General features: G+C 72.1%; 1 protein-coding gene. It reads right to left on the bottom strand.

Annotation, left to right across the window (positions count from 1 at the left end; genetic code table 11):
- Positions 1–13 precede the first annotated feature (13 nt).
- Positions 14–14,623 (bottom strand): type I polyketide synthase, encoded by a 14,610-nt coding sequence (locus tag ACYQ78_RS05980; protein WP_459799655.1) that lies wholly within the window; start codon positions 14,621–14,623, stop codon positions 14–16.
- Between the last annotated feature and the right edge of the window lie 8 nt (positions 14,624–14,631).

The raw sequence follows: 14,631 nt of genomic DNA, 5'->3' as shown, positions 1-14,631 counted from the left end.
ACGTCGGGCGTCATCATGAGTCGGTGGTTTCGAGCGCCATGCGGATGAGCGCCTCGGTGTCCATCTCGTCGATCAGCTCGGAGTCGTCGGTCTCCTCGGCCGCGCGCCCCTCGGCGAGCCGCAGCAGCGTCTCGGCCAGCCCCGCCTCGCGCAGCCGCGCGAGCGGCAGGCTGAGCAGGGCCGCGCGTAGGCGCGCGTCCTCGGGGTCCTCGGCTTCGAAGAGCAGCCCGAGAATGTACGAAGCCAGCGCGGCCGGCGTCGGGTAGTCGAAGATCAGCGTCTTGGGCAGCGGCCGTCCGGTCGCCCGGCGCAGCCGGTTGCACAGGTCGACGGCGGTGAGCGAGCTGAAGCCCAGGTCCTTGAACGCCCGGTTCGGCCCGATCGCCGAGGCTCCCGCGTGCCCGAGCACGGCCGCGGCCTGCGCCCTGACCAGGTCGAGCACGGCGCGCTCGCGGTCGTCGGTGCCCAGCGGGGCGAGCCGCTCGGCCAGGCCGGGGCCCTCGTCGCGGGCGGCCGGGGTGAACAGCCCGGAGATCAGCGGGCTCGGCCGGGCCGCGGTGAAGGCGGGGCCGAACACGTCCCAGTCGACGTCGGCGACGATCGGGGCCGCGTCGTCGCGGTCGATCGCGTGCCGCAGCGCGGTCAGCGCGGTGTCGGGGTCGAGCCCGGTCATCCCCGCCCGCCCGAGCCGGTCGTGCCCCGCGGCCATGCCGCCGCCCGCCCACGGGCCCCACGCGATCGAGGTCGCGACCTCGCCCCGGGCGTGCCGCTCGGCGGCCAGGGCGTCGAGGTAGGCGTTGGCGGCGGCGTACCCGGCCTGGCCGGCCGAGCCGATCGCGCCCGCGACGGAGGAGAACAGCACGAAGGCGGTGAGGCCGGAGGTCAGTTCGTCGAGGTTGCGGGCCGAGGCGCACTTGGCCGCATGGACGGTGGCCAGCCGCTCCGGGGTGAGCGCGTCGATGACGCCGTCGTCGAGCACGCCCGCCGTGTGGAAGACCGCCCGGACGTCGTGGTCGGCCAGCAGCGCCGCGAGGGCGTCGCGGTCGGCGACGTCGCAGGCCACGACGGTGGCGCCCAGCTCGGCGGCGAGGTCGGCCGCGCCCGGCGCCTCCGGCCCCGAACGGCTGACGAGGAGGAGGTCGCGGGCGCCCTGGTCGTACAGCCACCGAGCGACCCTGCGCCCGATGGCGCCGGTGCCGCCGGTGACCAGCACGGTGCCCTCGGGCCGCCAGTCGCGCACGGCCCGCGTCGGCACGCCCTTCTCGATCCGCCGGACCCGGATGCCGCCGGGCCCGATGGAGATCTGGTCCTCACCGGCGGGATCGGCCAGCACGTCGGCCAGCCGCTCGGCCCCACCGGTGAGGTCGATCAGACCGCCCCAGCGTCCGGGGTGCTCCAGGGCGGCGGCGCGGCCGAGACCCCAGACCATGGCCTGCTCGGGGTCGGTCGCGGCGTTCCTGGTGACACACCAGAGAGGGGCCTCGATGTCGGCCTGGAGGAGATCGAGGGTGGCGGTGACCGTACCGGAGGAGATGATTCCGGCCAGGTCGGCGGTGGGCGTCGTGACCACCTCGGCCCCCGCGTCCGCGACGACGGCGGCGAGCTCGGGGTCGGTGACCAGCCACTTTCCGGAGAGCGTGCCGGTGCCCGGCTCGAACGGCGCCCACACCACCCGGTGCCGCAGCGCCTCGGAGCGGTCACGGCGGCGGGCCGGGAGCCGGTCGATGAGGGCGCTGATCGGCTCGTCCGGGGAGAGCGCGTCGACGGCGTCCCAGAACTCGTTCTCGACCGGCGCGAGCCAGTAGGAGCGGTGCTGGAAGGCGTAGGTCGGCAGCGGCACGCGGGCGGCCTCGGGGAGCACGGCGTCCCAGTCGAGCCGCACTCCGGCCACGTGCAGCCCCGCGACCAGCAGGGCAACCGATTCCGTCTCTGTACGACCCTCGCGACACCCCGGCAGCCAGTGTGCCCCCTCGCCGGTGACGGAGTCGGGGCCGATGGCCGTGAGGATCGGCGCGGGCCCGATCTCGACGAAGGTGGTCACACCCTGCCGCTCCAGCTCGGCGATCGCGTCACCGAAGCGGACCGTGGCGCGCACGTGCTCGACCCAGTAGTCAGGCGAGCCGGGCCGCGCGCCCACGATCGGGATGCGGGGTTCGTGGTAGGTGACGCTCTCGGCGACGAGCCGGAAGTCGTCGAGCATCGGGTCCATCAGGCCGGAGTGGAAGGCGTGGGAGACCTTGAGCCGCTTGGTCTTCCCGAACCGGGCGGCCTCGCGGAGAACGGACTCTTCGTCTCCGGCGATGACGACCGCCTGGGGCCCGTTGACGGCAGCGATATCGACATCAGACGAAATTTCGCCCGGCGTGGCCTGTATGGCGACCATCGCCCCTCCGGAGGGAAGCGCCCCCATGAGCGCGGCCCGCGCGGTGACCAGCCGACAGGCATCCGGCAGCGACAGCACCCCCGCGCAGTGTGCGGCGGCGAGCTCACCCACGGAGTGCCCGGCGAGGAACGCGGGAGTGACCCCCCACGACTCGACCAGCCGGAACAGCGCGACTTCAAAAGCGAAAAGCGCAGGCTGCGTGTACGTGGTGTCGTCGAGCCCCTCCCCCGAAAGGATCACCCGGGGGATGTCGGGGTCGAGATGGTCACAGACCGCGTCGAACGCCTCGGCGAACACGGGGAAGGCGTCGTAGAGCTCACGCCCCATCCCGGCCCGCTGCGCCCCCTGCCCGGTGAACAGGAACGCCACCCCACCCGTCGCGACCTCGCCCTCCAGCGGAGCCATCCCGGCCGCGACCGCCCGCAGCCCCTCGACGAGGCTCGCGGTGTCGGCCCCGACGACGGCTGCCCGATGCGCGAACCCGGTCCGGGTAACGGCCAGCGAGTAGGCCACATCGGCCGGCACAAGGCCGGTGACCTGCTCGGCCAGCTTGGCGGCCTGCTCCCGCAGCGCCTCCGGGGTCCGCGCCGAGAGCACCCACGGCACCACTCCACCGTCCGACGAACGGTTCGATTCGGTCGCCGGGGCTTCTTCGAGGATGGTGTGGACGTTGGTGCCGCTGATCGCGAAGGACGAGATCGCCGCACGCTTCGGCCTGCCCGTCTCGGGCCAGGCGACCGGATCGGTCAGCAGGTCGATGGCGCCTTCGGTCCAGTCGACGTGGTCGCTGGGGCGGTCGATGTGGAGGCTGGCGGGCACGGTTCCGTACCGCATGGCCTGGATCATCTTGATCACGCCGCCGACGCCGGCGGCGGCCTGGGTGTGGCCGACGTTCGACTTCAGGGAGCCCAGCAGGAGCGGGTGCTCCCGGTCCTGGCCGTAGGTCGCGAGGAGCGCCTGCGCCTCGATCGGGTCGCCCAGCGTGGTCCCGGTGCCGTGCGCCTCGACGACGTCCACCTCGTCGGGACGCACCCGCGCGTTGGCCAGGGCCTGCCGGATGACCCGCTGCTGGGCGGGGCCGTTCGGGGCGGTCAGGCCGTTGGAGGCGCCGTCCTGGTTGACGGCCGAGCCTCTGACGACGGCGAGCACCTGGTGGCCGTTGCGAACAGCGTCGGAGAGGCGTTCGACGAGGAGGACGCCGACGCCCTCGCCCCAGCCGGTGCCGTCGGCGGCGTTGGCGAAGGGCTTGCAGCGGCCGTCGGTGGCCAGCCCACCCTGCCGGGCGAACTCGGTGAACATGCCGGGCGTGGCCATCACGGTCACCCCGCCCGCCAGCGCCAGATCGCACTCGCCCTGCCGCAGCGCCTGCACGGCCAGGTGCAGCGCCACCAGCGACGACGAACACGCCGTGTCGACGGTCATCGCCGGACCCTGGAGCCCGAAGGTGTAGGCGACCCGGCCGGAGACCACGCTCGTCGCACCACCGGTCAGCAGGTGGCCTTCGAGGTCGCCCCCCGCTCCGGCGCCGTAACCGCTGGTCGCGGCGCCGACGAAGACGCCGGTCTCGCTGCCCTTCAGTGTCTCGGGGTCGATCCCGGCGCCCTCGAACACCTCCCAGGAGGCTTCGAGGAGGAGCCGCTGCTGCGGGTCCATCGCGAGCGCCTCGCGGGGGGAGATGCCGAAGAAGTCGGCGTCGAAGGCGTCCGCGTCGTGGAGGAAACCGCCGTTGAAAGCGAGCCCGGGGTCCCAGCCCCGGTTGACCGGCATCCCGCCGACCGCGTCGCCGCCTTCGGCGACCAGCCGCCACAGGTCGTCGGGAGTGCGTACCCCGCCGGGGTAGCGGCAGCTCATGCCGACGATCGCGACCGGTTCGTCCAGGACGGTGGAGGCGGTGGCCCGCGCGACCGGCGCGGGCGCGCCGACCAGGCCGATCGCCAGGTAGGCGGCCAGCGCGTTGGGGGTCGGATAGTCGAAGACCAGCGTCGCCGGGAGCCGCAGGCCGGTGGCCGCGTTGAGGCGGTTGCGCAGCTCCACCGAGGTGAGCGAGTCGAAGCCGAGTTCCTTGAACGCCTTCGCGACCGGCACCGCCTCGGCCGAACCGTGCCCGAGCACGGCGGCGGCCTGCGCGCGGACCAGCTCGGTGAGATGGTCGTGCCGGTCGGCCTCGGCCAGCCCCGCCAGCTTGGTGGCGAGCGAGGAGCCGTCTCCGGCGGCGGCGGTCGCCCGCTTGGCCGTCGGCCGGACCAGCGCCCGCATCAGGTGCGGAACCGGACCTTCTCGCAGTCCGCGCAGGTCGAGGTGCATGGGAATCTGGTGCGGCGCACCCGACCGGACGGCCAGGTCGAACAGCGCCAGCCCGTCGGCGTGTGAGAGGGCGGCCATCCCACCCCGGGTGATGCGCCCCCGCCCGTCGGCGCCGAGCGCCTCGCCCATGCCGCCCGACCACAGCCCCCACGCGAGCGAGCTGCCGGCCAGGCCGTGGGCGTGCCGGTGCGCGGCCAGCGCGTCGAGGACGGCGTTGGCGGCCGAGTAGTTGCCCTGTCCCGCCGACCCGAACACTCCGGCCGCCGAGGAGAACATCACGAACAGCGGTACGTCGCCGAGCAGCTCGTGCAGGTGCCGCGCGGCGTCGGCCTTCGGCGCGAGTACGGCGTCGAGCCGCTCCGGCGTCAGCGATTCGACGACCCCGTCGTCGAGCACCCCGGCGGCGTGGACGACGCCCCGGATGTCCTCGGCCTGGACGAGTTCTTCGAGCTGGGCGCGGTCGGAGACGTCACAGGCCCGGGTCCGGACCCCTTCGAGGTCGCAACGGCCCGACCGGCTGACGAGCAGCAGGTCGGTGAAGCCCTGGTCGAGGAGGTGGCGGGCGAGCACCTGGCCGAGTCCCCCCGTGCCGCCGGTGATCAGGACGGTGGCGTCCTTGTCGACGTACGGGATCGTGAGCACGACCTTGCCGATGTGGCGGGCCTGGGAGACGAACCGGAAGGCGTCCTTGGCCTTGCGCACGTCCCAGGTCGTGATGGGCGGCGGTGTGAGCACCCCGGCTTCGAAGAGGCTTTTCAACTCAGAGAGGAGCTCTTGAGTGCGCTCGGGACCGGCCTCGACGAGGTCGAAGGCCAGATATCCGGGGATACCGTCGCGGATGTCGGTCTTGCCCATCTCCAGGAACCGGCCGCCCTCGTTCAGCAGCCCGAGTGAGGCGTCCACGAACTCGCCCGCGAGGGCGTTCAGGACCACGTCGACCTTGGGGAACGTGTCGGCGAAGTCGAGCGTGCGCGAGCTCGCGACCCCCGCCAGCCCTTCGAGCACGTGCTGCTTCGACTCGGACGCGGTGCCGTAGACCTCGGCGCCCAGGTGCCGGGCGATCTGGACGGCCGCCATGCCGACCCCGCCGGCGGCGGCGTGCACGAGCACCTTCTCGCCGCTCTTGACCTGGGCGAGGTCGGTGAACGCGTACAGGGCGGTGAGGAAGACCAGAGGGATCGCGGCCGCGGTCTCGAACGACCAGCCGTCGGGTATCCGGGCGACGGTCCGGGCGTCGGTGACGACGCGCGGCCCGAAGCCGCCGTTGGCCATCCCGAACACGCGGTCGCCCACGGCGACGGAGGTCACGTCGGGGGCGGCCTCAAGCACGACCCCGGCGACCTCGCCGCCCAGCGGCCCGGCCTCTCCCGGATACATCCCCAGCGTGTTGAGGACGTCGCGGAAGTTCAGCCCCGCCGCCCGCACCCCCACCCGCACCTGACCCGATCGCAACGCAGCATCCCCCTCGGCGGCCGCGGCCAGCACGAGGCCGTCGAGCGTGCCCTTCGAGGCGATTTCCAGACGCCACCCAGCCTTGCCGTCCGGAGGCGTCAACCCCACCCCAGGGACACCATTGACCCGCCCCGGCGTCACCCCTGCACGCACCAGCCGCGGCACCAGCACCCGCCCGCCCCTGACGGCGACCTGCGGCTCGTCCCCCGCGAGGAGTGGAACGTCGTCGGTGTCGACGAGGACGAACCGCCCCGGGTTCTCGGTCTGCGCCGACCTGACCAGCCCCCACACGGCGGCGGCGTCGAGGTCGTCGACATCCTCGTCCGGTACGGCACACACGGCGCGCCGCGTCACGACCACCAGCGGTGTCCTACTGTCCCGGGCCAGCCAGTCGCGGACCGTGGCGAGCGCCTCGTGCGCGGTGCGCGGCTCGGCGACGACGCCTTCGAGGGCGGTGGCGACGGCGGGCACCCAGTCGAGCCGGTACATCGAGTCGGCGGCCGTCTCGACCGTGGCCGGGGGCCGGGTGGTGAGGCGGTCGATCGTGATGACCGGTTCGCCTCGGCCGTCGGCGGCCTCGACCGTGCCGTCCTTGGTGAGCCTGACGCGAAGGGTGGTCGCGCCGTCGGCGTGCAGCGTGACGCCCTGCCAGGAGAAGGGGACCCCGGGCTCGGCGCCGAGGAAGGCGGCGGCGTGGAGTGCGGAGTCGAGCAGCGCCGGGTGGATGCCGAACCCTTCGGCCTCGTCGAGCCCGACCTCGGCGAAGACGTCGTCTCCCCGTCGCCAGGCGGCTTTCAGCCCCTGGAAGGCCGGGCCGTAGTCGAAGCCGTCGAGGGTGGCGTAGAAGGTTTCGATGTCCAGAGCGGTCGCGCTGTCGGGCGGCCAGGTCCTGAACGAAGTCCCCTGGCCGGTTTCCGGGCTCAGTGAGCCGGTGGCGTGCCTGGTCCAGACCTCGGCTTCTGTACGTGTATGGATCGCGACCGCGCCATCCGCGTCGACCGTGACCTGAAGCCGCACCGCACCCGTGGCCGGGACCACCAGCGGGGACTCCAGCGTGAGCTCCTCGATCCGGGGCAGCCCGGCCTGGACGCCGGCCCTCAGCGCCAGCTCGGCGAAGCCGGTACCTGGGAAGATCACCCGGCCGCCGACGACGTGGTCGGCCAGCCAGGGGTGCGACTGGAGGGAGACGCGGCCGGTGAGGAGGTGCCCGCCATCGGGGAGGGCGACGGCGGCGGCGAGGATCGGGTGGTCGGCGTCGGCCAGGCCCATGGCCTCCGGGTCGCCGGATTTCACGACGGGCTCGGGCCAGTAGCGGCGGTGCTGGAACCGGTAGGTGGGGAGGTCGACCCTGGTCCCTTCGAGGTGCCAGTCGACGTCGGCGCCCGAGGCGTGGATGGCGCCGAGCCCCTCGTAGAAGGCGGTGACCTCATCGCGGCCGGGCTTGGCCAGCGGAACCCAGACGTTCTCACCGGAGGCCATCGCGGTGAGCACCGGCCGGGGACCGACCTCGACGAACCGGGTGACCCCTTCGGCCTCCAGCCACTCGACACCCTCGGAGAACCGAACGGTGTTCCTGACGTGCGCGACCCAGTACTCGGGGTCGGTGACGTCGGCGCCGACGATCGGGATCGAGGGCGCATTGAACGTGAGCCTTGTGACGACCTGACGGAAGTCATAGAGCATCGGGTCCATGAGCGACGAGTGGAACGCGTGGGAGACGGTGAGCCGCTTGGTCGTCTCGAACCGCGCCGCCTCAGCCAGAACGATGTCCTCCGGCCCGGAGATCACCACCGCCCGCGCCCCATTTATCGCGGCAATGTCCACGTCGGGCGAAATTTCGCCAGGTGCGGCCTGAATGGCGACCATCGCCCCACCAGCGGGAAGCGCCTGCATCAGCGCCCCACGAGCCTTGACCAACGTGCAGGCATCCTCGAGAGAAAGCACCCCGGCCACATGCGCAGCCGCGATCTCCCCAACGGAGTGACCGATCAGGAAGTCCGGCCGGACCCCGAAGTGCTCCAGCAACCGGAACAACGCCACCTCGAACGCGAACAACGCTGGCTGCGTGTTGCCCGTCTCGTCGAGCCCTTCACCCGAGGCGATGACATCCGCGACCCCGAGCCGCCCGGAAATATCCGCATAAATCTCCCCGAAGACCGAGAACGCAGCCGCCAGCTCCACGCCCATGCCCGCCCGCTGCGCACCCTGCCCGGAGAACATCACCGCCGTCCGACCGGCCACCGACTCCGTGGCGGTAATCGCCGACAGCCCGGCCAGGAAGTCCTCCACGGTCCGCCCGACCACAACGGCACGCCGCTCCAACGACGCCCGCAACGACAGCGAATAGGCGACATCCGCTGCGGCTGCGGTTAAAGCCTGAGCCTGGGCAGGCAACCCCGTGACGTCGACAGACCGATATCCGCCCGCTGCACCATCCCGGCCGTCATCCACCGAACCGGCCACCATGGCGGTGGCCTCTGCTGCGGCAACGGACCGACACTCACCCGCTGCGGCTTCCCGGCCAGCGGTCGGCAGGGCAGCCATCACGGCAGCGCTCTGACCGGCGGGCCGATACTCGTCCGCTGCAGCGGCCCGGCCACTGATCGGCTGGGCAGCCGTCACGGCAGTGTCCTGACCGGCGGCGGTCGCCAGCGCTGCGGCCAAGGCCTGTGCTTGGGCGTGTAGTCCGGCGGCGTCCTTCGCCGACAGGATCCAGGGCACGACTGGAGTGTCTGTCGGGTCCGCAGGTGACACCGGCTCGGTCGGCCACTGTTCGATGATCGTGTGGGCGTTGGTGCCGCTGATGCCGAAGGATGAGATGCCCGCGCGGCGGGGGCCTTCCTTTTCCGGCCAGGGCTGCTGGTCGGTGAGGAGGTCGATGGCGCCGGACGTCCAGTCGACGTGGGGTGAAGGCTCGTCGAGGTGGAGGGTCTTCGGGACGATGCCGTGGCGCATCGACTCGATCATCTTGATGATTCCGGCGACACCCGCAGCGGCCTGCGTGTGGCCGATGTTCGACTTGATGGAACCCAGGAGGACGGGGGTCTCCCTGTCCTGGCCATAGGTGGCCAGCAGTGCTTGGGCTTCGATCGGGTCGCCCAACCGGGTACCGGTGCCGTGGGCCTCGATCACGTCCACATCGGAAGCCCTGAGGCCGCCGCTGGCCAGCGCTTGACGGATCACCCGCTGCTGCGACGGGCCGTTCGGGGCGGTCAGGCCGTTGGAGGCGCCGTCCTGGTTGACCGCGGAGCCTCGTACCACCGCCAGGATTCGGTGGCCCTTCGACTGGGCCTCCGACAGGCGTTCCACGACCAGGACGCCGACGCCCTCGCCCCAGCCGGTGCCGTCGGCCGCGCCCGCGAAGGCCTTGCAGCGGCCGTCGGTGGCCATGCCCTGCTGGCGGGAGAACTCCACGAACAGGCCCGGCGTCGACATGACGACCACGCCGCTGACCAGGGCCAGGCCGCATTCGCCCTGCTTGAGTGACTGGATCGCCAGGTGCAGCGCGACCAGCGACGACGAGCACGCCGTGTCGACCGTGACCGCCGGGCCTTCGAAGCCGAAGGTGTACGACACCCGGCCCGACATGACGCTCGCGGTGTTGCCGGTCGCGACGTAGCCGGCGACGTCCTCGGCGGCGTCGACCAGCAGGTTGCCGTAGTCCTGGGAGTTGGTGCCGGTGAAGACGCCCGTGCGGGTGCCCTTCAGGGCGTGCGGGTCGAGGCCCGCGCGTTCCATCGCCTCCCACGACACCTCCAGGAGCAATCGCTGCTGGGGGTCCATCGCGAGTGCCTCGCGGGGGGAGATGCCGAAGAAGGAGGCGTCGAAGTCGCCCGCTTCGTACAGGAAACCGCCTTCGAGGGTGTGGGAGCGGCCGTCGGCGAGGGAGTCGACGTCCCAGCCTCGGTCGGCGGGGAAGCCGCCGATGGCGTCGCGGCCGGTGACGACCAGGTCCCAGAGGTCCTCGGGTGAGCGCACGCCGCCGGGATAGCGGCAGGCCATGCCGACGATGACGATCGGGTCGTCGTCGGTCGCGGTGGTGACGGTCGCGGGGATCTCGCCGGAGGTCTCGCCGAGGATCTCGTCGTGCAGCCACGCGGCGGCGACGTCGGGGGTCGGGTAGTCGAAGACCAGGGTCGACGGCAGCCGCAGGCCGGTCGCCGACGACAGCCGGTTGCGCAGCTCAACGGCGGTCAGCGAGTCGAAACCCAGGTCCTTGAACGGGCGGTCGGCGGCCAGCGTGTCGGCGGAGGCGTGCCCGAGCACGGCCGCGGCCTCCCGGCGCACGAGACCGGTCAGCAGTCGGAGCCGGTCGGCGGGGGGCAGCGCGCGGAGTTCGGTCGTGAACGTCGACTCGGTGGAGGTGGGGGCGAGCGGTTCACGTACAGAAGGAAGATCGTCGAGCAGTGGACGACGGCGCGCGGCGGCGAAGATCGGCGCGAAGGTGGCCCAGTCGACGTCGGCGACGATATGTGGCGCCTCGCCGGATTCGACGGCCTGCCGGAGTGCGGCGAGGGCGAGGTCGGGCGGCAGCAGGGGCAGGCCGTGGGCGCTGAGGAGGTCCTCGGCCTCGCCGTCGGCGACCATGCCGCCCTCGGCCCACGGGCCCCAGGCGACGGAGGTCGCGGCCAGCCCGCGCGCGCGGCGGTTCTCGGCGAGGGCGTCGAGGTAGGCGTTGGCGGCGGCGTAGGCGCCCTGACCGCCGCTCCCCCAGACCCCGGCGATCGAGGAGAACAGGACGAAAGCGTCGAGGTCGCCGCAGAGCGCGTCGAGATGGGCGGCCCCGGCGGCCTTGGCGGCGACGATCCGGTCGAACTCCTCGGGGCCGACCTGGTCGAACGGGAGATACTGACTGGCTCCCGCGGCGTGGACGACCGAGGTGACCTCGATCCCCCGCAGCAACTCTTCGACGGCCGCCCGGTCGGACACATCGCAGGCGGCGATCGTGACCCGCGCGCCGAGCGCGGTCAGTTCCGCCTCCAGCGCCTCGGCTCCGGGAGCGGACCGCCCGCGACGGCTGGTGAGCACCAGGTGCGCGGCCCCCTGAGCGGCCAGCCACCGGGCGACCCGCGCGCCGAGCGCACCGGTCCCGCCGGTGACCAGAACGGTCCCGCGCGTCCAACCGTCATCGACCCGCTGACTCGCCGGGGCGGGGGTCAGCCTGCGGACCTTGATCGCGCCCGCGCGGATCGCGACCTGGTCCTCGTCGGTGGCGAGCACGTCGGCCAGACGGGAGTGGTCGGCGCCGGTCGGGTCGGCGGGCAGGTCGATCAGGCCGCCCCACAGGTGCGGGTATTCGAGGGCGACCACCCGGGCGAGCCCTTGAACCTGCGCCTGTACGGGGGAAGTCACCTCAGCCCCCGCAGAAACCGCCCCCTGGGTGACGAACCAGATCGGCGCGGTGACGCCAAGGGTGCGGACCAGGTCGATCGTGGCGACCGTGCCCTCGGTCAGGCTGCCGTGGGGCCGCTCGTCGAGGGCCAGGAGCGAGACGATGCCGCTGATCGGCTCGGGCGGCATGGGGTCACCGGCGCTGACGCTGACGACCTGCGCACCCTTGGCCGCCAGGGCCGCCGCGACGTCGGCGCCGCGTTCGCCGACGACGACCCAGCGCCCGGTGAGTTTGGCCGGTGGGGGGCTGAAGGGCTTCCACGTGATCGTGTACCGCCACGCGTCGACGACGCTCTCCTCCCGGAGCCTGCGCCGCCAGGCGGACATCGCGTTCAGGGTGGGCAGGGCTGCGGTCAGCGAGGCATCGTCGACCTGGAGGGTGCCGGCGAGGGCGGACAGGTCGGTGCTCTCGATGGCGTCCCAGAGCCCGGAGTCGGCGGCGGTCTCCACGACGCCGGCCTCGCGGGGGGCGGGCCAGAAGGTCTCGTGCTGGAAGGGGTACGTCGGCAGGGCGATCTTCTTCGCCCCTTCGAAGAGCTTCTCCCAGTGGACGGGGACGCCGTATTCGAAGATCCGCCCGAGGGCGCTGACGAAGGCGTCCCGCTCCCTGTTCTTGGCGCAGGCCGGTACGCCATCCTCGACCAGCGCTGACAGCACGCCGTCGGGCCCGATCTCCAGGAACACATCCGCATCGGCGGCGGCGATGCCGTCGGAGAACCGGACGGTGGCTCTGACGTGGTCGACCCAGTATTCGGGGTCGGTGAAGTCGGCGTCCGGGCCGACCATCGAGGCCAGCGGGATCTGCGGCGCGTTGAACGTGAGACCGGCGATCCGCGAGCGGAACTCGTCGAGCATCGGTTCCATGAGTGCGGAGTGGAAGGCGTGGCTGACGGTCAGCCGCTTGGTCTTCTCGAACCGCGCGGCCTCGGCCAGGACCACATCCTCGGGCCCGGAGATCACCACCGACCGAGGCCCATTAATGGCGGCAATGTCCACGTCGGGCGAAATTTCGGCAGATGTGGCCTGGATGGCGACCATCGCCCCACCACGCGGCAACGCCTGCATCAACGATCCACGGGCATCGACCAGCGCGCACGCGTCAGCCAGCGACAGCACCCCGGCAACGTGGGCGGCGACGATCTCCCCGACCGAATGCCCACCGACCACCTGCGGCACCACACCGAACGACTCCGCGAGCCGATAGAGCGCGACCTCGAACGCGAACAACCCGGCCTGGGTGAAACGCGTCTCATCCAGCCCATCCCCCGAAGCCACGACCTCAGCCAGCCCCGGGAAGAACGCACAAACCTCGTCATAAGCGGCGGCGAACACCGGGAACTCCCGGTACAGCTCCGACCCCATCCCCGCCCGCTGCGACCCCTGCCCGGTGAACAACACCCCGAGCCGCACATCCCGGGCGACCCGCCCCCGCACGTCGGAGAGGTCGTTCGTCACCACCCGATGCGGATAGGTCCCCCGAGTGGCCACCAGCGAATAGGCCACATCGGCAGCCGAGACCCCCGGCCGCTCAAGGAAGCGGGAAACCCGCTCGGCCAGCGCCCGAAGAGCGTCTTCCGACTTGGCCGAAAGCACAAACGGCCCGGAAGCGCTCCCAGACACTAGGCCACCGCCGGATGAAGGCTTCCCATCCGGAACCACACGCGCGCCCGAACCGGCTGCAGACGAAACACCCGCTACCGGGACCGAACCGTCCGGCACCTCCGCAGGCGTAGGTCCCGCTTCGAGGATGACGTGGGCGTTCGTGCCGCTGACGCCGAAGGCCGATACCGCCGCGCGTCTCGGTTCTCCCGTCTCCGGCCACGCCCGTGACTCATCCAGCAGGGCGACCTCGCCCGCCGACCAGTCCACGACGGGTGTCGGCTCGTCCACGTGCAGGGTCTGGGGCATGAGGCCGTGCCGTATGGCCTGGACCATCTTGATGACGCCGCCGACACCGGCCGCCGCCTGGGTGTGGCCGATGTTCGACTTCAGCGACCCCAGGTAAAGAGGCCGAGGGCGCTCCTCACCGTAAGTGGCCAGCAGCGCCGTGGCCTCGATCGGGTCGCCGAGCCGGGTCCCCGTCCCGTGCGCCTCGACCACGTCCACCTGGTCATACGTCAACCGCGCATCCGCCAGCGCAGCACGAATCACCCGCTGCTGGGCGGCACCGTTGGGCGCCGTCAGCCCGTTGGAGGCGCCGTCCTGGTTGACGGCGGAACCGCGTACAACAGCCAGGACCTCATGCCCGGCCGCCACAGCATCGGAGAGCCGCTCGACCACGAGGACGCCCACGCCCTCGCCCCACCCCGTCCCATCGGCCGAGGCCGCGAACGACTTGCAGCGGCCGTCGGCCGCCAGGCCCCCCTGACGGCTGAACTCCACGAAGATGTCGGGGGTCGCGATCACGGTCACGCCGCCGACCAGCGCCATCGTGCACTCGCCGCGCCGTAACGACTGAACGGCCAGGTGCAGCGCCACCAGCGACGACGAGCACGCCGTGTCGACCGTCACCGCCGGACCTTCGAGGCCCAGGGTGTACGCCACCCGCCCCGACACGACGCTCGCCGCGTTGCCCACCGCCCGGTGGCCTTCGAGGCCCTCGCCGCCGAGCAGGGAGACGTAGTCGTGGGTGTTGGTGCCGACGAAGACGCCGGCCCGGACACCGCGCAGCGACGCCGGGTCGATGGCGGCGCTCTCGACCGCCTCCCAGGCGGTCTCCAGAACCCAGCGCTGCTGCGGGTCCATCGCCAGGGCCTCACGCGGGCTGATGCCGAAGAAGGCCGCGTCGAAGCCGCCCGCGCCGTCGACGAAACCGCCTTCGGTGGTCGTGGACGACACCACGTCGTACCGATAAAGACCTGAGACGTCCCAGCCCCGGTCGGTGGGGAAGCCGCCGATGGCGTCGCGGCCCTCGGAGACCAGGGACCACAGGTCCTCCGGCGAGCGGACCCCGCCCGCATAGCGGCACGCCATGCCCACGATCGCGATCGGATCGTGGTCGCGGTCCTCGGCCTCCTGGAGCTGGCGGCGGGTACGGCGCAGGTCCGTGGTCACCCACTTGAGGTGCTCCAGAAGCTTCTGCTCGTCTGCCATTGGACGTC

This window comes from Herbidospora sp. RD11066 (assembly GCF_054661255.1).
This window is presented reverse-complemented; position numbering and strand designations above follow the sequence as displayed.

Bases quoted from the DNA above. Each gene is read 5' to 3' on its own strand.
- ACYQ78_RS05980 (WP_459799655.1), bottom strand. From the start codon at position 14,623: ATGGCAGACGAGCAGAAGCTTCTGGAGCACCTCAAGTGGGTGACCACG.